Below are 21,568 nucleotides of genomic sequence, written 5' to 3'. Positions count from 1 at the left end.
TTATAAATTAGAGGGTATTTACTGCGGCGGTGTTTGAGATTTTTTCTCACGCATGACGCTTAGATAGTCTTTTACCGCTTGGTTGTGCTCAGCCAGACTGTTGGTAAATTTGTGTCCGCCGTTACCTGTCGCCACAAAGTAAAGCGCCTCACTATCGGCAGGATGCAGTGTTGCTTCGATAGAGGCAGCAGAAGGCAGTGCAATAGGGGTTGGTGGTAAGCCGTCAATTTGATACGTGTTATACGAGGTCTTTTCATCGATGTCGCGGCGGCGGATATTGCCATCGTAGCGACTACCCATCCCGTAGATAATCGTCGGATCCGTTTGCATACGCATGTTTTTGTTCAGACGATTTCTGAACACCGCAGAGACCAGCTCGCGTTCTTCAGGTACGCTGGTTTCTTTTTCGATGATAGAGGCCATCACTAGCGCCTCATAGGGACTCTTATAAGGTAGATCCGGTGCGCGGTTTTCCCACGCCTCAGTAAGCGCTTGCTGCTGGCGTTTGTATAGGTCAGTAAGGACTTTTTTGTCGCTGGTACCTTCACCATAGTAATACGTATCAGGAGCAAACCAACCTTCAAGATTGTAATTAACAATTGGGTCGCTGCTACTCGTCACAGTATCTGGCAGTATGCTTGCCAAGTCCAGTGCTTGCGCAATACTGGCATTATCACTGTCTGCGGTCAGTACTTCTTTCTTGATATTGTCATTATCCCGTAGCGTTTGGTACAAATCTTTTGACGTTTTGCCTTCGATAATTTGTACCTTTACCATAGCTGCTTTTGCGCCCTGCTCTAATATTTGCAGTGCCTCCGCGATGGTTGGGTTTTCAGGCAGCTGATAAATACCAGCATGCAATGGCGCGTCAACTTGTGACTTAATATACAGCTTGGCGACGCTGGCCGAAAATAGCGGAATCTGGTTTTGCCACTGCGGCAATAAACCATAGTAGGTCTGACCTTGGTCAATAGTGACCATTTGCTGCGGCTGCTCAATACGACCGAACAGTGTCTGATAGACCATGACTAAGAAAAACGCAGCAATAAGTCCCAACACGAGCAGTACTTGGTAACCACGCTGCATAAAAAACGAGGGGTTATTGACTTTGTATTGGCGCGGTTTACTATTGCCACTAATGAGTGAGACATTGGTTGCTGGCGTTGCAGATGCGTCCTTCACCCCATCTACCACGGTTTGATCGTCCGGTAGCGTGGTATCGACACGCTCCTCGACTGTGCCATCTTGTTTATTTGATGGCGTCTCATTGGGACGTTCAGGTGGCGTACTAGGTGTAGGCTTGCTCATGGCAACTCGCGAGGCAGATGTTTGCTAGAATTTAGCACTGAACTGTGCGATTTTCAATGGTATTTGCTTAGCTTATCGATTATCTTGCTATTGATAGGAGTTTATATGGTTGAATACTCAGGCGCTTCTTTCAGTATTATCAGCTTATCTATTAATAATAAAAATATCTTATGAACATACATTTCAATCAAAGTCTTGCTAAAAACTATACATCTAAAGCGCAAATTATCCGCGTACTCAGTGAGGGATGGGTAAAAGAAAATGGGTACTGTCCCAGCTGTAACGAGCAGCCTTTGAATGAATTTACGAACAACAGGCCAGTTGCTGATTTTTATTGCGAAAACTGTCATGAGCAATATGAGCTCAAAAGTAAAAAAGCCAAGTTAAGCAATGTTGTCAATGATGGCGCTTATAAGACGATGATTGAGCGTATCAATAGTAAGGATAACCCCAGCTTCTTCTTTTTGACCTACTCAAAGGAATACAGCGTCAATAACTTTCTGATTATTCCCAAGCATTTCTTTACGCCCAATATTATTGTTAAGCGTAAACCATTATCAGTGACTGCCAAGCGCGCAGGTTGGGTTGGTTGTAATATTGACTTACGCCAAGTACCCGAATCAGGCAAAGTATTTTTGGTCAAAAACCAACAAGTTATACCTCGTGAAAATGTCAGCCGACAGTTCCAAAAGACATTGTTTTTACGCAAGCAATCTATGGCTTCACGCGGTTGGACACTCGATGTCTGGCAATGTATCGATCGACTCGATACCAGTTTTTCTCTCAATCAAGTTTATACTTTTGCTAGTGAATTGCAGCTTAAACACCCTGAAAACAACCATATAAAAGATAAAATTCGCCAACAATTACAAGTATTACGAGACAAAGGTATTATTGAATTTGTAAGCCGTGGTCACTATCGAAAATTATACTAATCGCTTCTTTTTTTGACCTGCATGATATAAAAAATCACTGAATAATTTGCTTTATGGCACAAGTCTGCGTAACAAAAGACGATCACTTCTTTTGAGGGCTTTTGCTAATCTAGTTGGCATTGATGACTAAAGTTATTCGTGAGAAATGGAAGTAAATACGATAAGAAAAGATGAAAAATCGATGCAAAAATTTCAAATAGAGATTGTCGAAACATCAAGTAATATCGTGGAAATCGTCGCAGAAGATAAACAAAGTGCGCTTTTGAAAGCGCAAGAAATGTATAGAAATGAGCAAGTGGTTTTATATCCTGATGATTTTATTGATACCCAATTCAATATTTTTCAATAACAGCTAGGTAGATTAAAAATCCACAACATCACCTGACAATAACGTCAGACTACTCATTGGCATGATACCGCGCAGTGCATTGCAAAAGAAGAGCTGCGTGACTCTAGGCAAATCTTCATCTTGTAGCGACCTGATTCTGACTGGATATTGCGTCGTGGATAGCGCATCTATAATTACCTGACGCATGACGCCAGCGACACCCGATTGAGCCATAGAAGGGGTGTACCACTGACCGGTGGTTAGGTAATCTTCATCATTTTTATGAATACTAGAGGTAGTTTTGGATTCTGATAGTGGCGCTTCTGCCAATTGATAGAATACATTACTCATCGTACCCTCAACCCACTGCCCACTCATATCGCGTAGCAGACCTTCACCAAGTGTTGAGGCAAGCTCAGACGCTAATGGCTCAGCTTTTATACGTTGTAGCTCACCACTAGCGAGGACATTGTCTAAACGATTAAGGCTCTTGAGACCTGCCAGCGGTGGCGGTAAGCAAGCAATCTGAGAAGACAAACATACTGCCAGGGCGTGAGGTTGTATGGGTACCAAACTCCCATCGAGCAAAGGCAGTTGCAGCGCCGTAGATACTCTCATGACCGTAGCCTTTAGCCATATCTCACAGTCGCTTCCATTTGTACTAGGTGTATAACCATAACCGCGTACATCCTGCGTAGCGCGAGTGACTACGAGTTTTAGCATACCCTGCTCTAATTGCTGGGCATACAGTTGCAGTACTGCTAATAACGCTTCGCTGTTTATATTTAACTGCAAGGCGTCAGCATGAGAGACGAGCCGCTGATAATGATAGTCTGACCACAGTATCAACCCATCGATGACGCCCATGGTAGTAAAAAATCCATCACCATATGCCAGTCCGCGATTATCTAGAGACACCGTCACCGTTTGGCTAGTCGACCGATTATCTTCGGTCACACTATTATCTTCGGTCAAACTGCTGTCTTGTGGATACAGACATACCCAGCCATTCGGTACTGACGTCGTATCTATCATAGTTTAGCTATCGTCTGTTTGGGCATCAGATTTATTGATGACCAGCATACAGCTATAAAACTCGCATTTCGCCAGTTCTACTTTTTGTCCGCCAACGACTCTGTTTTTGACGATTTGACCATTGAGCATTTCACCGACCAGTTTGCCACCTTCATCACTCATCAATTGGCGCGATAGCTGGTAGGCTTTTTTGGCATGGCTTTGACTCAGCTCTTTTTCGTTGTCAGAGTCGGTAGGGTTGGCATAATACCAGCCAAGCTCTAGATACTTTTCAGAATCGATAATATCCAGATAAGGCGCATCTGTCTTCATAAAGCGGTATTTGGTCGCAGGGTTACTGGCATAGTCTAGGCTATTTTCATCCGTGCTCATCACCTCACCGAACGCCGACTGGATACCATTGAGCTCATTGACACTGATCGGCTCTACCGTATCAGCGCCCCATGCCGAGACGTCATATTTTACTGGTGTGCCTTGCTGGGCAGCTGCCGTATCCGTATCAGAATTATCAGTCGTACTGGCTGGTGCGTCAGTGACTGTCTGCTCGCTACTCTCAGTGTTTGTCTCTGGATTTTGAGTATCGTCTTTGGTGCTATCACAGCCACTTAATGACACACTAACCGCCATTATCGTACCAACTAGCAGGGTCTGAAGGTTATGATTCCACATGGGTTGTTTACTCACACTTTTAAATTAGTCTCAAAATGACATTACCGAGCTGACACAGATGCCGCCGATAACGAAGAATTTTTAATAAATAATGTATTTAATAAAAGTTATAACCTTACAATCATTAGAGCATATTAATTAACATATAATCCATAGTTTACCCAACTGCTCATTGCTTGACTACCTTTTACGTTACGCATAGTAGTCTTGGAGAGTACATATTTGTTAAAGCATTAATCCTTTAATATTATTGGCTAATGACTTATTTTTGGTTGACCCTTCAGTTTGTCAATCATCATTTTATCGCTTATGATGATTGGTCGTGACTGACGGCTTCTTTGATAATGCCTCGCCCCTTTTAGCTAACGGACTATTTATGACTCAACATTTCATCGTCATTGGCAATCCCATTGCCCATAGTAAATCTCCAGCAATTCATGAGCAGTTTGCGCGACAGGTAAAGGCAGATATCAGCTACCAACGTCAGTATTGCCCTGCTGACGATGCCAGTTTTATCGCTGTCGTTGAGGCGTTTTTTTGTGGTGGTGGCGTGGGTGCCAATGTGACTGTTCCTTTTAAACAAACGGCTTATGATCTTTGCACAGCGCGCGGTGGTCTATCGGATCATGCCAAGACAGCAGGTGCAGTCAACACCTTGCTGATAAACAAAGCATTAGTCGCAAAAGGCGCGTCGATAACAGAGGCGATATACGGTGATAATACAGACGGGCAAGGACTCGTCAATCACATCGTAAGCTTGGGCTGGCCACTGGCTGATGCTCGTGTTGCACTCATTGGGGCGGGCGGCGCTGCACGCGGTGTCATATTGCCACTGATTGAAGCAGGTATTAGCACCCTTACTATCGCCAATCGTACTGTGAGTAAAGCAACTGATTTAGTAAAAGAGCTAAGTGCCGCCAGTCCCGTCATTGCAGCAAAACAAATTGAGAGCTGTGTTACTAATGAGTTAAGCGGTGCCTTTGATATTATTATCAATGCCACCTCTATTGGCTTGTCAGGTGACACCTTACCTCTGGATGATAATCTAAACTGCCAGTACGCTTATGACATGATGTACGGGCGCGCGCTACCGTTTTTGCAGCATTTTGCGGCGCGAGATGCCCAAGTATCAGAAGGCTACGGCATGCTCATCGGACAAGCAGCGCTGAGTTTTGAGCGCTGGACGGGTCATACTATCGACGTCGCCAAAGCCACAGCAGCATTGAGCCAGAAATCATGATGAATACCGCCTATGAATACTGATTAATAACTAAACGAGCGGTATCAAAAAGACTGCTGCTTTTTATGGACCAAAACGCAGCAGTAACCAGTTCTCAAAACGCCGTAGTGGTACGCGTAATCGCGTAGAATGTATCGCCAAACCGCCGCTCAATCCAATCGCACAGCCAAGCGCTGTATCAATCATACGTGCGTTGATAACCACGCTCGCCACTGGCGGCACAAGTATCGTACTACCATATTCTGCAATAAATATCGTCAACGGTGTGATAAAAATCACCGCCAGTCCGTAATGCCGATCGACAAACGACTCAATCAAAAACATCATAGATAGTATCGCTACGGCAACACCCCACATCGATAGTCCCCAAGACAGCATCCAGTTTGCAACCGCCATACCAACCAACGTGCCTAGCAAGCGATGCAACTGCTTAATCCACATGGTCCGTAGTTGCATGCCTTGGATAATAATAAAGCAACTCATCGCCGCCCAGTATGGATAAGGCATATATAACAGTACCGCTATCACCAATGCCAAACTGACAAAACTTACGACAATGAGACTGTCGCTGATCGTATCTGGCTCATACTGATAGCTAGGTGCAGGGACAATAGAACGTGTGGCGAGTAGAAACAATGTATAGAGCAGCGCTAACAGCATCGAAGACCCGCTGCCCAACAGCACAAGTCCTATGGCTGATAGGGTTTGGTCTATCGGCACAGGAATAAACAGCGCAATGGCACCTGCCATCAATACAAACAACCCTGCTGGTGGTGGCTGCCGATAATAGCGACCTAGCATCACAACACCAAGAGCAATGAACATAAATACAGGAAGCCTGAGCACAGGCAGCTGCTGCGCCATGAGTCCCAGTGCAAAACTAAGTATCATGGCAAACCCCCAAGCCATTACCGTCACCAATCGATAAGGTAATGTACCAGCCAATGGCAAGTTCAGAATAATCATCGACCCTAATGACGCTTTAATACCGGAGGACAAGTCACCAAAATAAGCACCCACAAATACCGGAAAGCTAATGGCAATCGCCATAACAATAGGCATGTGCCACGGTCTTTGGCTACGATTGATGGTGAGTAGATGTCCAAGCTCTCCATCAATAAGCAGTTTTATGCGAGTGAATAGCGCGGACAACCCTGACCCTTGTTTTTGTTGTTTTGACTCACTCATAAAAGGCTTTCCTCATTTATTAAATCTACTTATCTTCGACCTTTTACCCATAGAGATAGTCCATTACAGACGACTTTGAAAGTATATATCGCTCACACCCAATAACTAAATGTAATTAATAAAACATCAAAACATGAATAATAGTTATTAGTTGTATATTTGTTGCCCTATAAGATTTATAATCATATCAACGCCATAACAGCTGACGCTTAACAAGGACGTCTTACTTACCCTCACAACGGACTTGCTGTTTATTACCAGTCCATATGACGACCTATAGTGTCTATCTCACTTAAAATAAGCAAATATCGCTGACATGCATTTTGACTCGAATACTGCGTCGTAAGTCTATGATAGCGAACCAACCAAAGAGAGCGATTATGTTAACTTACAAAGCACCTTTACGTGATATCAAATTTTTGATTAATGATGTATTTGATTATCAGACTCATTACAAAAGCTTAGACAACGGCGAAAACGCTGACCCTGAAACTATCGATATGATTCTACAAGGCATGGCTGACTTTGCTGAAAACGTCATTGCGCCTCTCTACCAATCAGGTGGTGAAGAAGGCTGTCATTTCGAAGATGGTGTAGTGACTACGCCAAAAGGTTTCAAAGAAGCTTATGACCAGTTTGTAGAAGGTGGCTGGCAAGGTATCTCATACCCTGAAGAGTTTGGTGGTATGAATTTGCCAACCTCAATCAACCTTATCAAAGCTGAGATGATCGGTACTGCTAACTGGTCGTGGTCGATGTACCCTGGTCTATCAACGGGTTGTATCAATACGTTGCTTCAGTACGGTACAGATGAACAAAAAGCGCTTTATTTGCCAAAACTGGTCGAAGGCTCATGGGCAGGTACCATGTGTTTGACTGAGCCACAGTGTGGTACCGATTTGGGTCAGGTAAAATCAAAAGCAATCCCGCAAGAAGACGGTACATACAAAGTCAGCGGCACCAAAATCTTTATCTCAAGCGGTGAGCATGACTTAACAGATAACATCGTCCATATTGTTCTAGCACGTCTACCAAATGCACCAGAAGGCACGCGCGGTATCTCATTATTCATCGTACCTAAGTTCATGCCGAACGCTGAAGGTGAAGCTGGCGAGCGTAATGCCGTTGTCTGTGGTTCAATCGAACACAAAATGGGCATCAGCGCATCATCGACTTGTGTATTGAACTTTGATGGTGCGACAGGCTATCTGATTGGCGAGCCGCACAAAGGCTTAAAAGCCATGTTCACATTCATGAACACGGCTCGTATCGGTACGGGTATCCAAGGTCTAGCGCATACTGAGCTGTCTTTCCAGAACGCACTGCCTTATGCCAAAGAACGCCGCTCAATGCGTACGTTATCAGGTACTAAAGATCCTGAAAAAGTAGCTGATGCGATCATCCATCATGCTGATGTACGCCGTATGCTACTGACACAAAAAGCCTTTGCCGAAGGCGGCCGCTCAATGATTTATCATTCAGCACGCTACGCTGATAAAATGGCTCAAGGTATCGTCAATGGTGATGATGAAGAATTCGAAAAGTGGGATGACAAGCTAGGCTTCTACACGCCAATCCTAAAAGGCTTCTTAACTGAGCTAGGTATCGAAGCTGCCAAGCATGGTCAACAAGTCTATGGCGGCCACGGCTACATCAAAGAATGGGGCATGGAGATGATCGCTCGTGATGCTCGTATTGCGACGATGTACGAAGGTACTACTGGCGTACAAGCACTTGATCTACTAGGTCGTAAGGTTATCTTACAGTCTAAAGGTAAGATTATCCGTGACTACACGTCAAGCATCATGAAATGGTGTGGCGAGTACGCACTAGATAAAGAAATGCGTAAATTTGTTTGGGCACTGACCAAACTATGTGCTGAGTGGAACACGCTAACCGTACGCTTGATGTTGATGGCACGTAAAGATCGTGAAATCATCTCAGCCGCGTCAGAAGACTTCCTCATGTATTCAGGCTACGTGATGATGGGTTACCACTGGGCTCGTATGGCAGCCGTTGCTTATGACAAGCTAGAAAATGGTGGTACAGAAGCACCAGAATTCTACAAGGCTAAAATTCAAACTGCTGAATTCTACTTTGATAAGCTGTTGCCTCGTACATCAGGCCATGCTGAAGCGATGGTCGCACCTAGCGAAAGCATGACCGCAATGGATATCGAACACTTTTCTTTCCTAGATTAAGATTGTACTAATAAGCCATAAAAAAGCGCCTATCATTTGGGCGCTTTTTTGTGCTTAATTAAAAACACGCTATACATCGTATTCCATACAATAGATTTGAAAAGTATAACCGCTATCAGCTGCCTAGTATCTTCTTATGATACACCGCACTAATCTCTTCAACTTCCACACATATCTGCAAGGCTGCACGTCCTGACTGCTCGTGCCCTATCTTGTCCTCAATGGTTGCGACCAATAGCTCAGCCAGTTGATTGCGAGTCTCTATATCACGTCCGCTCATCAGCTTTAGGTGCGCATAAATAAATCCATTGGCCTGCTCATCGTCTTCAATACCTACCAAAAATGTTTCCATGGGTATGATACGTGCCTTGATATCAGCAGGTTGTTTGAACTGTCCACTGTCCCACAGCGCTTTGTTTAGCGATTTGAGCAATGACTCTTCGTGAGCGATACGAACGTTTGGCGTGACTTGAAGGGTTAAATGCGGCATGAGTACATCCTTAGATATAGAGAAATTAATAAATAAATTGGCTCATCAGTTTACGCGTTCTGCCTGACTACCGTAAAATATTTATTGATATTATTCATCAGTAATCGCACTAAAACAGGCATCAAGTGTCTGAGCCAATTGTACGGGTGGCAGCTCAATCTCTAAACCGCGACGACCACCGCTGACATAGATGGTTAACTGATCTTGAGCCGTGCTATCTATCACTGTCTTCAGGCGCTTTTTTTGTCCTAAAGGACTGACCCCGCCCAGTACATAGCCCGTGCTGCGCTCGACTTGTTTTGGGTCAGCCATCTGTACTTTTTTGCAGGACAGCAATTTATTGGCAGATAACGCCTTGGCCATTTTTTTAAAATTAAGCGTTTTGTCTACTGGCAGTATCGCGACAGCAAGCACATCGCTATCCGTTGATACAACCAATGTCTTAAACACTTGTGTCGCATCCACGCCAAGCTTTTCTGCAGCTTCTAGTCCAAACGATGGGACATGGCTGTCGTGAGTATATTCGTGTACTTGATAATCAAGACCACGTTTTTTGGCAAGGTCGATAGCTGGCGTCATAGGATTTAGGCTTAGTATAGTGAAGTTAAAAAGTAGAAGACACATATGTTTATCATATCTGTCACCACTGTATTATTACGCCAAACACCGTCATATTTCAAATATTTGGATTTTTTATATCATCTATCACTTACTATAGCGTGACCAGACCGTATTAATATTCGCAGTATATGCAGACACGATATATCGCTTTGATGGCTTTTATGGCATCATAAGCGCAACATATTTGACTATTTTTGATACTGATTATGATACCGAAGTTCCTAAAAAAACGGATTTTTAAAGCGCCAGTCGCGACTGGCCGTACGTCTGAAACTGATACTTCTGAAACTGACGCCGGCCCAGTCGCCACTAAGCCATACTCGAATGCACCGATCAATCAGTTGTATCGCAAGCTATCGGGTCAGCTACTCGATGTCGCGGTCAAACCCAAGCTACTTGGAGAATTGCCTGAGTTTGATAACGACGATCAGATACTCAGGTTTTATGTGCTACAGGACTATTCTCGCTCCAATAGTATTTTAATTGATTTACAGACGCAAGAGCACAACTTGCCGCCTGCATTGGTTGGGGTAAATGATACGGCCCACGGTATTAAAGAAAACGCTGCTATTATATTTTTGAACCACCCACATGCCAAAGATAATCCCTTATCCCCTCGTCTTTCGCGCTTGGTGTCTGCGGTCTTGCAACATCCAGAGCTAAAGGTCCGCCTCGTGCCTGTGTCTATCTTGTGGGGACGCGCACCTGAAAAAGAAGACTCGCTGTTTAAGCTGCTCACTGCTGATAACTGGCAGGATCCTAGTATCACTAGGCAGTTATTTAATATCGGTGTGATGGGCCGCGATACTTTTGTACAGTTTCATCCACCGCAAGACTTACGTACCATTATCAACGACAGCCTTAAAGGCGATGTAGAAGGACCTGCTGTTTTTGACTCGGTTTCTACAGATTTGGCTACGGCAGAACTAACACCAACTAACGCCAAAAGTGCTGAAGACACCTCTACAAACAATGATGTAAAAACTGATGCCGAGGTAGCACCCAGCTATACTCTGGTTGCAGCCGCGGACGGCAATCGCGAGCTCGTACGTATGCTACAGCAGCAGTTGACGATCTATCTAGATAAGCAACGCGCCAGCATGCTGGGACCGGACTTGTCAGACAAACGTAACCTAGTGGACAAACTGGTGTACTCGCCTGCCATCAAACATGCCATCGAGATGGAAGCAGCAGAGACAGGCACTAGCGTTCGAGAAGCTCGTAGCCAAGCCCGTGGCTATGCCAATGAAATGGTCAATGACTACTCTCATTCTATTATCCGCGGATTCTATAAGTTTTTGACATGGCTATGGACGCAGTTATATGACGGTGTGGAAGTTCATCACTTCGAGCGAGTACGTGACCTTGCAACCGACTATGAGCTGATTTATGTACCTTGTCATCGCAGCCATGTTGACTATCTATTGCTGTCCTACGTCATCTACAAACGCGGTTTGAGTATCCCTTATGTCGCAGCAGGTGATAACTTAGATGTGCCAGTATTGGGACCGTTATTACGCGGTGCCGTCGCTTTTTATATTCGTCGTAGCTTCCGCGGGAACGCCTTATATACCGCGGTACTACGTGAATACATGCATACTCTTATCACGCGTAATACCCCGATTGAGTACTTTATTGAAGGTGGTCGTTCACGCTCAGGTCGTCTGCTACCTCCAAAGATGGGCATGCTCGCGATGACGGTGCATAGCCAATTGCGCAAGACCAATAAACCTGTGGTCTTTATTCCAACTTATATTGGTTACGAGCGTATCATGGAAGGCGGTACTTATGTTGGTGAGCTAAAAGGCAAACCAAAAGAGTCAGAGTCTTTGATTGGATTACTCAAAGTTGGTCGTAAGATTGAGCGAATCTTTGGCAATGTACATTTGAGCTTTGGTACACCGCTGCATCTTAGCGACTTTATGGCCAAGTTTGATGTTCCTGCTGACAGCCTGCCATCCGATCGTACTGACTCACCGCTCGATGAAAAAACCAGCGCTATGGTTGATAACATCGGTGTGAAAGTCATGCAGCATATTAACAAAGCAGCAGTGGTGACGCCTGTCTCGCTATTATCATTGGTTTTGCTGTCCGCACCGAAAGCTGCATTGGATGAAAATAGCTGCCGTGAGCAGATCGCTTTATATCAAGGCCTCGCTCAGCAACTGGTCTATGCAGAGGATACGGTGATCACCGATATGACACCGCAGCAAATCATCGATTATGGCATCAAGCTGAAATTGATCGAACGTACGCCGCATATCTTGGGTGATATTATTCAGGTTGCAGGCAAGCAAGCTGCCCTGCTCAGTTACTTCCGCAACAATATTTTGCATGTGTTTATTCTATTGTCGTTCTTGTCCGCGCTAGTCGCTCGCAACGGCCGTATCAAACGCAGTCGCCTAGACAGTATCGCTGAGCAGCTATACCCATTCTTGCAGGGTGAGCTATTTTTATACTACCCCGCACATGGCTTGGCTGAGACCCTCAACAAAAAAGTCGACAGCTTACTCTCTCATGGGCTGATTGTTGAGCTGGGTGATGACACGCTTAGCGTTCCTGAGTCTAATAGCAAGCATTATCAGCAGCTGCAAGTACTGGCGACACCCGTTGGACAGAGTCTTGAGCGTTATTTTATGACGCTTGCCCTACTCGCTCAGCAGGGTTCTGGTAATTTGACTGAGAACGAAGTCGTTGACCTATGTCATCTGCTTGGACAGCGCCTATCTGTACTATACGCCGATGATATTCCGGACTTCTTTGATCGCGCCTTATTCACCAGCTTTATCAGTGCATTGACTCGCTTAGACTATCTACAAAAGGATGATGAGACAGGCATACTGACCTTTGATCATCGTATCAATGATATCGCCAGTCACGCTAAGTACGTCCTAACGCCTGATATGATGCAAATCTTGCAGCAAGTGGCGAGTCTAGACGAAGAAGAGATTACCCATGCGATTACTGAGATTAGTAATAAAAAGCAGCGTAAATTCGGGCGTAAACGTTAGTGTTGATTTAATAACTTATACTGACTAAATAGATATAAAAAAAGACCGCTAATGATTAGCGGTCTTTTTTTATTGAACTTAACTATACTAAACAGCCGTATTAGTTGGTAATCTTCTTATACTTAGCACGTTTAGGAGTCGCATCATCGCCCATTGTTTTCTTGCGATATGCTTCAAACTCAGTATAGTTACCATCGAACCACACTGGACCTTCTTCTTCGAATGCCAAGATGTGAGTCGCGATACGATCAAGGAACCAGCGATCATGCGAGACCACCATGACGGTACCTGGGAATACTTGAATCGCATCCTCTAGCGCACGTAAGGTTTCGATATCCAAATCGTTTGATGGTTCATCGAGTAGCAATACGTTTGCGCCTTGCTTTAGCGTCTTCGCTAATTGCAGACGGTTACGCTCACCACCTGATAGTTGACCGACGTGCTTTTGCTGGTCTGAGCCTTTAAAGTTAAAGCGACCAATATAGGCACGGCTCGGCGTGGTGTAGTCGCCAACCGTAATGATATCTAGACCGTCAGACACTTCTTCCCACACGGTTTTGTTGTCATCTAAGTGATCACGTACCTGACCGACATAAGCGACCTTGACACTTTCACCCAAATCAACCGAGCCAGTATCTGGCGTATCACGCTCAGTAATCATGTTAAATAGCGTGGTCTTACCCGCACCATTCGGACCGACGATACCAACGATCGCACCCGCTGGTACGTTAAAACTTAGGTTTTCATACAGCAAACGATCGCCAAATGATTTAGAGATGTCATTGATCTCAATAACCTTGTTACCCAAACGTGGGCCTGGTGGAATATAAATCTCAGAAGTCTCATTACGTTTTTGGAACTCTGTTGAGTTCAACTCTTCAAAACGCTGTACGCGAGATTTAGATTTGGCTTGTTGGCCTTTTTGGTTTTTACGAATCCACTCAAGCTCTTTTTTCAGCGCTTTGGCAAATGACTCTTCTTGCTTATTCTGCTGCTCTAGACGCGTGTTCTTTTGCTCTAGCCACTCAGTATAGTTGCCTTCATACGGATAGCCATGGCCACGGTCAAGCTCTAAGATCCACTGAGCGACATTATCAAGGAAATAGCGATCATGGGTAATGGCAACGATAGTACCGCTGTAATTCTGCAAGAACTGCTCTAGCCATGCGACAGATTCGGCGTCCAAATGGTTGGTCGGTTCGTCGAGTAATAGCATATCAGGACGTGACAGCAGTAAACGGCATAGTGCCACGCGGCGTTTTTCACCACCTGATAGTTTGCTGACATCCGCATCCCATGGTGGCAGACGTAGTGCATCGGCGGCTTTTTCTAGCTGGTTATTTAAGTTATGAGCATCCCATGACTGGATGATATCTTCCATCTTGCCTTGCTCTTCAGCAAGTTTATCAAAATCAGCATCAGGCTCTGCGTATTCAGCATAGATCGCATCTAGACGAGCGAGCGCGTCTAGTGCTTCGCGCATACCGTCTTCGACATTACCGCGTACATCTTTGCTGTCATCAAGCTGTGGTTCCTGTGGCAAATAGCCCACTTTAGTACCCGCTTGCGCGCGTGCTTCACCGCTAAATTCAGTGTCAACACCAGCCATGATACGGAGCAAGGTTGATTTACCTGAACCATTGATACCTAGGACACCAATTTTGGCACCAGGGAAAAACGATAGGTTGATGTTCTTTAGAATTTCGCGCTTAGGGGGAACAAGTTTTGACACGTTGTTCATCGTGTAGATATATTGAGCCATTAACACTCCGATAGACTGCATAGAAGAGAACAGCAAATACCACTTAGCAATGATGCCAAGCGTGCTGTACCTCAAAATCAGGGTTACAAATTATAGGTTATTATCGCATTGTGGCGCATACCCTGCAAGCTAACAGGTTGTTTTCCCCTTTGTTTCGCTGCTTTTGGCATTAAGTCGTCTACTTTAATGATATAAGTTTTCTAAAAGAGTCGCGCAAAAAATTTGTCTCAATACGCAAACCTAACATTCTGATTCATTAGTGTTTTATAAAAACCACAAAAAGTAGCATCAAAACTTTCGCAAATTTAATCAATAGCCGTTAGCATGTTAGGATAGCTTAATAGCGTTGGACAGATAGCTTGGTGTTATTGTCCATAATATGACCAACAAGCTACAGCATGACTGACAAGCTGACATCGAATGTGCAATATCCATTTTCATCACAATGATAAAGGTACTGGTAATATGACCACCGGCTATCGCCCTGAAGTTATTCAACGTGCGTTTGTCGATTTTATCGGAGCGCGCCTTCATCCATTTTGGTCGCTGACAACGCCCAAACTAAGACTTGTTGCGCGGTATCCATTGAGCGATGATTTGATTGCACTCAGATTTGAGACCAATGGCGCCTTTAGACAGCAGTCTTTTAAAGAGACAGAGAGTTGGCAAGGCGGTCAGTATCTTGATTTACGCGTGCTCATCGATGGCGTGTATCATCAGCGCAGCTATTCAATAGTAGGATTGGCAAACCAGCCATTATGGTGGTCAGATGATGCCAATACCAAAGCAGCAAAAAGCCGTCGCCATACAGTGACTATCGCTATCAAACCGCAAGGATTGATATCCAACTATCTTGCTGAGCAAATGCCGCTGGCTAGCGTCGTCGATACGAGTGTGCCACTGGGTGGTTTTACTTTAGCGAAAACAAGCCTAGATAATAAAAGACTTAATCCTTTGTTGTTTATCGCTGGTGGCAGCGGTATTACGCCCATATTAGGGCTCATTACCCAAGCGCTAGAGATCGGACATCCAGTGACTCTGCTGCATTATAGTCGTTCTGAACTGTCACAGCTTGAGCACCAGTGGCAACAACTAGGCGATGTACACTCGACCTTTACCTATCATCTGATTCGTACTGACACTCCTGCGACATACTTGGCTGGTGAGCGCTACTTGAGTGCAGATAGCCTGACGGCACTAAATCTGCCTCTAGCAGACACAACAATATTTGCATGTGGCTCACAAACTCTCTTAGCTGGCCTGTACAAAGCGGTAGCAAAGATCAGCTTACTCGAGGGTATCCAGCTACGCGACAATATTATCGTAGAAAACTTCGGTAGTGCGTTACCTGATTTTGAGGGTGATAGTGACCAGATAGATCGACAGCCACAGACAGAAGCGCACACCGTTTATCTACGTGCACGTCAACGACAGTTTAGCAGTAACACGACTTTACTACTGGCTGCTGAGAGCGCAGATCTACGCCTAGCCTATGGTTGTCGGCAAGGTATTTGCCAGTTGTGCCGCTGCAATAAAGTCAGTGGCGTGGTCAAAAACATCCAAACAGGTAAGCTCAGCCACGACGGCTACGAGTCTATCCAGACTTGTATCAATATCGCGATGACTGACGTGGTATTAGACGTTTAAGGCGTGTCATCATTTCATTTGTGGTGTCAGACTTAAGATTTGGCCATTTTAAGCCGACTAAATTCAAAGATAGGCCAGTTCATGACATGCCTCATTAATATTGAAATAAAAATACGACCATTGACCCCTAACTATTGACCTCTTAAAACTAAAAAATAGACTGATGTTAACTCATATTGTATGCTAAAACTCAGATGACTTATTAAACCGGATCCAGTGCTGCTTATTCGTGCCGTTTCGGTTAAGGATTATTTATGCGCTTATTACCACCTATTACTCCAGCACAATCTGCCGTACCTACCTTGACGCCACTATCCGATACACAACATGCAGCTCAAGGGCAGCTAGCATTAGCCCCAGAGATGTCTGACGCTCATAGCGACGATAAAATAACTGGCAGTGATAACCCGACAAGCTTGCCATCACAGTCAGCTCGCTATCCAACACTGAGTAGTGCACCACTCACAAAAACACAAAGTGAGGCTTTAGGAGCAGAGCTAGATACTATCTATAAGAACGTGATGGATTCACTGGGCAGTGATGATGCTCGTTACATTCAGCGAATATATGCCACTGTGGCCTACAGTGAGGTTGCCGCACGTGGCCTTCTTGCCGCAGTAGGACGTATGCCGTCGCGGCGCTCACAAGTAGCGACTTGGCTACTGGGCACATACTTACTGAGCTTTAGCAAGATATTAAACAATATGGAGCTTGGGCACAATGTCATGCATGGGCAATACGACTGGATGCAGCACCCGCACCTCAACAGTCAAAAATTTGACTGGGATATTGTCTGTCCTGCGCCATTATGGCAGCACTCTCACAACTACCTACATCATACATTTACCAATATTGTTGGTCGTGATCATGATGTCGGTTACCATTTGATCAGGGTCACTGATGAGCAGCCATGGGTACCAGAAGACCGTTATAATTTACTCAGTACGGCAGGGTTGGCATTTGGGTTTGAGTGGGCGGTTGCTTTTCATGATATTCAGATTAGCGCAGATGAGTATGCGGATTCTCCTGAGCTGCACCAAATCATGCAGCAAAAATCTCGTGCCCTATTTGCCAAAATCGGACGACAGATGGGTAAGGACTATGTTGTATTGCCAACGATAGCAGCAATGACATTAGGACGCCGTAGCGCTGTGAGTACACTGAGTGGTAATGTCACAGCTAATATTGTCCGTAACCTATGGACATGGGCGGTGATTTTTTGTGGTCACTTCACTGAGCAAGCGCATATCTACACCCGCCTCGATGCTGATGAAAGCAAAGGCGACTGGTACGTGCGGCAGATCCTTGGTTCTAGTAACATCAAGGGTAGCAAGTGGTTTCATATTTTGACAGGCAATCTATCCCATCAGATTGAGCATCATATCTTCCCTGATATGCCAGCCCGCCACTACGCTAGAATCGCGCCGCAAGTACAGGCCGTATGTCACAAATATAATCTGGCATACAACACTGGGCGCTTTAGCACACAGCTTCGACAAGTCTTAGGACGCATTCACCACTTTAGCAAACCTAGCGAACAAGAGTGGCAAGCGTATCAGCAGTCAGTATCACGTACGGACAATACTACCACCAATGACGCTAAACCAGAGATCGAGGACGAAGGTGGACTCAGTCGGTTCTTGCCTCCTGTGGTTCGTAAAGCCATCTCATACGCACGGTAATATATTTAGATTGTTGCTCTGATAAATCGATGCCAGATGCTTACGCGCTTAGATGTTTAAGTGCCTAGATAACTGAGTGCTTAAGTGATTGGGAAATGCCTAGCAGAGACAAGACCTTAATAATGTTAACAATCACCCTATCGACCCTTACGGTAAGCGTCTAGAGTATTTAGCATCAATGTTGCATAGTTATATAGTTACATACTCAATTAGCAAAATAGGGTTCGATAGGTCCTTACTGCTAGCGCCTTAACACTCAAAAACCTTTAATTCACAATAAAAATCCGATAATAATAAATGGAGTTTATCAATGAGCAACCAAGTTTCTAAATCAGAATTAGATATTACGCATAATCAAGCAGCAAAACGTTTTGAGACAACTATTGATGGTCAAACTGGCTATATCAGTTATCAAGAGCGTGATGATACGCTCGTCTACGATCACACAATTGTCCCTCAGCAGTTAGGCGGCCAAGGTATTGGGTCTGCATTGGTTGTACATGCGTTGGACTATGCACGTGCGCAAGATAAGAAAGTCATACCGCAGTGTTCATTTGTAGCCTCATACATCAGCAAACACCCTGAGTATCAAGATTTGATCTAGCGTGTTATCTATCAGCGCGACTGTCTGTGTTAAACCATGGTTTCAATAATGAGAGATTAGGGCATATCCCTAATTCAAACGTTTATCACTAAATAGAATAAAAATGGCTAAATCTTTGACAAATGGCGACAAATAGCTGGTCAATATCTTGATATTATCTGCGCGACTTTCCTTATTTGTTTGCGATTTATCTCATTTTTATCATCATTTTTAAAATAGGGACACGCCCGCACATAACTGTTAATCAACCAATCCTATACAACAATAAAGGTTATTAATATGAGTAGTTTATCTGACAAACAAATCAATCTACAGCTAGAAGACCTTGCTGGTTGGCAGCGTGATGGTAACAGCATCGTCAAGACTTACCACTTTGCTGATTTCATCGAAGCTATGAGCTTTATGAATCAAGCAGCATTCCATGCTGAAGCACTCGAACATCACCCTGAATGGCGCAATACATACAACATAGTAGAAGTACGTTTGACCAATCAGGATACAGGCGGTATTTCTAGTTTGGATATTCGCTTAGCAAAACGAATGGAACACATCGTTCAGCCCAAACGTCTATAGTATTACGCTGAGCGCATCAATAAGTGAATTTTTTGAGTTAGACATAAAAAAGACCCTAATGTTAGGGTCTTTTTTATAATTATGAATTTCTTAGAACGATAAGCTTTTTTACATTTTACGACTAACAAACGCAACGATAAATAAGATGACCGCAACGGCTAAGAAAATGTATGCCAGATTAGCAGATAGTCCTGCAACACCGCCAAAACCTAGTAAGCTTGCTAATAGTGCAACTACTGCGAAAATAATAGCCCAACGAAACATAATGTTCTCCTAAAATAATTGTTAAAAACCAGATAGTAAACTTTATATGGTATTCATTTAACTTCTTGTTTTTTTAATACCAGTCATATCTGCTTACAAACATAGATTAGCAATATTTTTTTCTAAAGAGCGTACACTTTGGTAATGATATCGGTAGGTTATGTAAACTTTGTAGCAACTCCTGGTATCTTTTATTTTTTCTTGTCTTAATAGAAACACTTTCTAATATCCTTTGATAATCTATCTATCGTTTTAAAGCTATGCGCTTTAGAACTATATACCTATTAGAAATATAGATAAGTAACATTAGGATAGATGCCCTAACTGTTTTCCGAAACAGATGTTTGGCAATGAAAACTGTAGCGACTCCATAAACTCCTAACCTATTTAAACCACTTGGTTTATAGTTTAAGGTCACATAATCACTCACCCTATTAAGGATAATACCTATGAATACCGAAACGGACACCGCAAAATCATTAAAACAGAGCAACACTGATAACCGCCCTTATGCCGTTATCTTGTACGGGGCAACGAGCTTCGTAGGTCAAATCACTGCTCATTATCTAACCAACTTTTTGTCTAATGCCAAAAACAAAGACGGTTCTAATATTACTTGGGCGATTGCAGGGCGCGACGAAGACAAGCTAAATAAACTACAGTCAAAGCTTGAGAGCAAAGTAGACATTATCGTTGCCAATAGCAAAGATCCTGCCAGTCTCGATGACATGACAAAGCAGACACAAGTTATCATCTCAACCGTTGGTCCCTATCTAAAATATGGTGAGCCACTGATCAAGTCTTGTGCTGAAAACGGCACTGATTATGTCGACCTTACCGGTGAGGCGATTTTTATCAAAGATATGATGGACAAGTATCAAGATACTGCCAAACAAAGCGGCGCACGTATCGTAAACTCTTGTGGATTTGATTCTATCCCGTCAGACTTGGGCGTTTATTTCTTACAAGAAAAGGCGGAAGAGAAGTTTGGCGAAACTTGTAATGTGATCAATATGCGCGTAAAAGCGGCGAAAGGTGGCATTTCTGGTGGAACGATTGCCTCGATGGCGTCGATCTTTGAAGAAGCTGGAGAAGATAAATCACGCCGTAAACAAGTCGCCAACCCTTACTTGCTGAATGACGACGCAGAGGCGCCCAATGTACGTCAAGACAATGTCAGCAAACCAAAGTACGATAGCAACCATAAACGTTGGTTAGCGCCTTTTGTGATGGCGACCATTAATACGCGTATTGTCCATCGCAGCAACCAACTACTCAGTTATGAATATGGTCGCGATTTCAAATATGACGAAGCCATGTGGATGCAAGATGGCGTCAAAGGCAAACTATCAAGCTATGCTATGAGTGCAGGGTTGCTGGGTTTCGTTACCGCCATGATGATCAAGCCAAGCCGTGAGTTGTTATCTAAGCATGTCCTTCCTAAGGCAGGGTCAGGCCCGTCTAAAGATGAGCAAGAAAACGGCTATTTCGATATTCGTCATTTTGGAAAAACGGCTAAAAATGACACTATCACTGTCAAAGTCACAGGTGATAAAGACCCTGGTTATGGCAGTACCTCTCGTATGATTGCACAAGCAGCATTGTGTCTGGCACAAGATGTGAGTAAAGAGGACGTCGGCGGTGGATTTTGGACACCAGCTTCTGCAATGGGGGATAATTTGATATCTCGTCTAGAAGAACACTCAGGTCTGAGCTTTGAGGTTGTCGACGGCTAGTCGCTCGAACAATTTTTAAATAGCGCTGGGTTAACGCTTATTACTTTTATGACCGTATCTTGGTAACAAGGTACGGTTTTTTGATGGCTGTACATCTATCAATTTTACAGTGCATGTTAACAAATACTAATACCGTACTTTTTTAGTAAACAATGTTGCGGCTTTTCGATTTTTTAATACATTATGCTACACATTCCTAGCGTAATGTCACAGCCATAACTGGGGCAGTACGCTAGGATGAAACAGGTCATAAAGTCCGTTCTATAGAAAATAA

At 44.1% G+C, this 21,568-nt stretch carries 18 protein-coding genes; 10 read left to right on the top strand and 8 right to left on the bottom strand.

The window, feature by feature from the left end; all coding sequences use genetic code 11:
* Positions 1-18: 18 nt before the first annotated feature.
* Complete coding sequence (gene mltG / locus AC5JPT_RS10150; protein WP_493857997.1) at positions 19-1,308, bottom strand: endolytic transglycosylase MltG; 1,290 nt, start codon at positions 1,306-1,308, stop codon at positions 19-21.
* Positions 1,309-1,478: 170 nt separating this feature from the next.
* Here mltG and AC5JPT_RS10145 point away from each other — a divergent pair, with 170 nt between their 5' ends.
* Both AC5JPT_RS10145 and AC5JPT_RS10140 read left to right on the top strand, forming a co-directional pair.
* Positions 1,479-2,243 (top strand): DpnI domain-containing protein, encoded by a 765-nt coding sequence (locus AC5JPT_RS10145; protein ID WP_493857996.1) that lies wholly within the window; start codon positions 1,479-1,481, stop codon positions 2,241-2,243.
* A 145-nt stretch (positions 2,244-2,388) separates the two neighbouring features.
* Positions 2,389-2,592 (top strand): DpnD/PcfM family protein, encoded by a 204-nt coding sequence (locus tag AC5JPT_RS10140; RefSeq protein ID WP_493857995.1) that lies wholly within the window; start codon positions 2,389-2,391, stop codon positions 2,590-2,592.
* A gap of 12 nt (positions 2,593-2,604) precedes the next feature.
* Here the strand turns inward: AC5JPT_RS10140 and AC5JPT_RS10135 are convergent, their stop codons facing one another.
* The gene (locus AC5JPT_RS10135) at positions 2,605-3,606 is read right to left on the bottom strand and encodes an aminotransferase class IV (protein WP_493857994.1); all 1,002 of its coding nucleotides are present in this window, start codon (positions 3,604-3,606) and stop codon (positions 2,605-2,607) included.
* A 3-nt stretch (positions 3,607-3,609) separates the two neighbouring features.
* A complete protein-coding gene (locus AC5JPT_RS10130; RefSeq protein ID WP_493857993.1) occupies positions 3,610-4,275 on the bottom strand; it encodes a hypothetical protein in 666 nt (221 codons plus the stop codon).
* A 376-nt stretch (positions 4,276-4,651) separates the two neighbouring features.
* On the opposite strand from AC5JPT_RS10130, the gene aroE reads away from it, so the two are divergent.
* Positions 4,652-5,515, top strand: coding sequence for a shikimate dehydrogenase (gene aroE, locus AC5JPT_RS10125; RefSeq protein WP_493857992.1), 864 nt, complete (start codon positions 4,652-4,654; stop codon positions 5,513-5,515).
* Between the two features lie 63 nt (positions 5,516-5,578).
* Here aroE and AC5JPT_RS10120 read toward each other — a convergent pair whose 3' ends face one another.
* The gene (locus AC5JPT_RS10120; RefSeq protein ID WP_493857991.1) at positions 5,579-6,703 is read right to left on the bottom strand and encodes an FUSC family protein; all 1,125 of its coding nucleotides are present in this window, start codon (positions 6,701-6,703) and stop codon (positions 5,579-5,581) included.
* Between the two features lie 380 nt (positions 6,704-7,083).
* On the opposite strand from AC5JPT_RS10120, the gene AC5JPT_RS10115 reads away from it, so the two are divergent.
* Positions 7,084-8,904 (top strand): acyl-CoA dehydrogenase C-terminal domain-containing protein, encoded by a 1,821-nt coding sequence (locus AC5JPT_RS10115; RefSeq protein WP_443525134.1) that lies wholly within the window; start codon positions 7,084-7,086, stop codon positions 8,902-8,904.
* Positions 8,905-9,019: 115 nt separating this feature from the next.
* Here the strand turns inward: AC5JPT_RS10115 and AC5JPT_RS10110 are convergent, their stop codons facing one another.
* Together AC5JPT_RS10110 and ybaK are read right to left on the bottom strand one after the other, a co-directional pair.
* Positions 9,020-9,394, bottom strand: a complete 375-nt coding sequence (locus AC5JPT_RS10110) for a 5-carboxymethyl-2-hydroxymuconate Delta-isomerase (RefSeq protein WP_493857990.1) — start codon at positions 9,392-9,394, stop codon at positions 9,020-9,022.
* Positions 9,395-9,484: 90 nt separating this feature from the next.
* Positions 9,485-9,973 (bottom strand): Cys-tRNA(Pro) deacylase, encoded by a 489-nt coding sequence (ybaK, locus tag AC5JPT_RS10105; RefSeq protein ID WP_493857989.1) that lies wholly within the window; start codon positions 9,971-9,973, stop codon positions 9,485-9,487.
* 248 nt (positions 9,974-10,221) lie between these two features.
* Here ybaK and plsB point away from each other — a divergent pair, with 248 nt between their 5' ends.
* The gene (gene plsB, locus AC5JPT_RS10100) at positions 10,222-13,026 is read left to right on the top strand and encodes a glycerol-3-phosphate 1-O-acyltransferase PlsB (RefSeq protein WP_493857988.1); all 2,805 of its coding nucleotides are present in this window, start codon (positions 10,222-10,224) and stop codon (positions 13,024-13,026) included.
* Positions 13,027-13,126: 100 nt separating this feature from the next.
* Here the strand turns inward: plsB and ettA are convergent, their stop codons facing one another.
* Positions 13,127-14,788 carry an energy-dependent translational throttle protein EttA gene (gene ettA / locus AC5JPT_RS10095; RefSeq protein WP_102090906.1) on the bottom strand — a complete coding sequence of 554 codons (1,662 nt, stop codon included), beginning with the start codon at positions 14,786-14,788 and terminating at the stop codon, positions 13,127-13,129.
* A gap of 465 nt (positions 14,789-15,253) precedes the next feature.
* On the opposite strand from ettA, the gene AC5JPT_RS10090 reads away from it, so the two are divergent.
* The 4 genes from AC5JPT_RS10090 (at position 15,254) to AC5JPT_RS10075 (ending at position 19,294) form a co-directional block, all read left to right on the top strand.
* A complete protein-coding gene (locus AC5JPT_RS10090) occupies positions 15,254-16,435 on the top strand; it encodes a flavin reductase family protein (protein ID WP_493857987.1) in 1,182 nt (393 codons plus the stop codon).
* Between the two features lie 254 nt (positions 16,436-16,689).
* On the top strand, positions 16,690-18,117 hold the full coding sequence (locus AC5JPT_RS10085) for a fatty acid desaturase family protein (RefSeq protein ID WP_493857986.1): 1,428 nt from the start codon (positions 16,690-16,692) through the stop codon (positions 18,115-18,117).
* Between the two features lie 310 nt (positions 18,118-18,427).
* Entirely contained in the window at positions 18,428-18,721 is a 294-nt protein-coding gene (locus AC5JPT_RS10080; protein ID WP_493857985.1) for a GNAT family N-acetyltransferase, read from the top strand.
* A gap of 279 nt (positions 18,722-19,000) precedes the next feature.
* Entirely contained in the window at positions 19,001-19,294 is a 294-nt protein-coding gene (locus AC5JPT_RS10075) for a 4a-hydroxytetrahydrobiopterin dehydratase (protein WP_319052233.1), read from the top strand.
* Between the two features lie 108 nt (positions 19,295-19,402).
* On the opposite strand, the gene AC5JPT_RS10070 is transcribed toward AC5JPT_RS10075, so the two are convergent.
* A complete protein-coding gene (locus AC5JPT_RS10070) occupies positions 19,403-19,558 on the bottom strand; it encodes a DUF1328 domain-containing protein (protein ID WP_114701374.1) in 156 nt (51 codons plus the stop codon).
* A gap of 449 nt (positions 19,559-20,007) precedes the next feature.
* Between AC5JPT_RS10070 and AC5JPT_RS10065 the strand changes: the two genes are divergently transcribed.
* Positions 20,008-21,294: a saccharopine dehydrogenase family protein gene (locus AC5JPT_RS10065; RefSeq protein ID WP_493857984.1), complete on the top strand. Its 1,287-nt coding sequence runs from the start codon at positions 20,008-20,010 to the stop codon at positions 21,292-21,294.
* Positions 21,295-21,568 lie beyond the last annotated feature (274 nt).

This window comes from Psychrobacter sp. H26 (assembly GCF_059073035.1).
This window is presented reverse-complemented; position numbering and strand designations above follow the sequence as displayed.

Coding starts and splice junctions, on each gene's coding strand:
- ybaK (WP_493857989.1), bottom strand. CDS start 9,973: ATGACGCCAGCTATCGACCTTGCCAAAAAACGTGGTCTTGATTATCAA.
- AC5JPT_RS10120 (WP_493857991.1), bottom strand. CDS start 6,703: ATGAGTGAGTCAAAACAACAAAAACAAGGGTCAGGGTTGTCCGCGCTA.
- AC5JPT_RS10130 (WP_493857993.1), bottom strand. CDS start 4,275: ATGTGGAATCATAACCTTCAGACCCTGCTAGTTGGTACGATAATGGCG.
- ettA (WP_102090906.1), bottom strand. CDS start 14,788: ATGGCTCAATATATCTACACGATGAACAACGTGTCAAAACTTGTTCCC.
- AC5JPT_RS10145 (WP_493857996.1), top strand. CDS start 1,479: ATGAACATACATTTCAATCAAAGTCTTGCTAAAAACTATACATCTAAA.
- AC5JPT_RS10065 (WP_493857984.1), top strand. CDS start 20,008: ATGAATACCGAAACGGACACCGCAAAATCATTAAAACAGAGCAACACT.
- AC5JPT_RS10090 (WP_493857987.1), top strand. CDS start 15,254: ATGACCACCGGCTATCGCCCTGAAGTTATTCAACGTGCGTTTGTCGAT.
- AC5JPT_RS10085 (WP_493857986.1), top strand. CDS start 16,690: ATGCGCTTATTACCACCTATTACTCCAGCACAATCTGCCGTACCTACC.
- plsB (WP_493857988.1), top strand. CDS start 10,222: ATGATACCGAAGTTCCTAAAAAAACGGATTTTTAAAGCGCCAGTCGCG.
- AC5JPT_RS10080 (WP_493857985.1), top strand. CDS start 18,428: ATGAGCAACCAAGTTTCTAAATCAGAATTAGATATTACGCATAATCAA.
- AC5JPT_RS10135 (WP_493857994.1), bottom strand. CDS start 3,606: ATGATAGATACGACGTCAGTACCGAATGGCTGGGTATGTCTGTATCCA.
- AC5JPT_RS10140 (WP_493857995.1), top strand. CDS start 2,389: ATGGAAGTAAATACGATAAGAAAAGATGAAAAATCGATGCAAAAATTT.
- aroE (WP_493857992.1), top strand. CDS start 4,652: ATGACTCAACATTTCATCGTCATTGGCAATCCCATTGCCCATAGTAAA.
- AC5JPT_RS10115 (WP_443525134.1), top strand. CDS start 7,084: ATGTTAACTTACAAAGCACCTTTACGTGATATCAAATTTTTGATTAAT.
- AC5JPT_RS10070 (WP_114701374.1), bottom strand. CDS start 19,558: ATGTTTCGTTGGGCTATTATTTTCGCAGTAGTTGCACTATTAGCAAGC.
- mltG (WP_493857997.1), bottom strand. CDS start 1,308: ATGAGCAAGCCTACACCTAGTACGCCACCTGAACGTCCCAATGAGACG.
- AC5JPT_RS10075 (WP_319052233.1), top strand. CDS start 19,001: ATGAGTAGTTTATCTGACAAACAAATCAATCTACAGCTAGAAGACCTT.
- AC5JPT_RS10110 (WP_493857990.1), bottom strand. CDS start 9,394: ATGCCGCATTTAACCCTTCAAGTCACGCCAAACGTTCGTATCGCTCAC.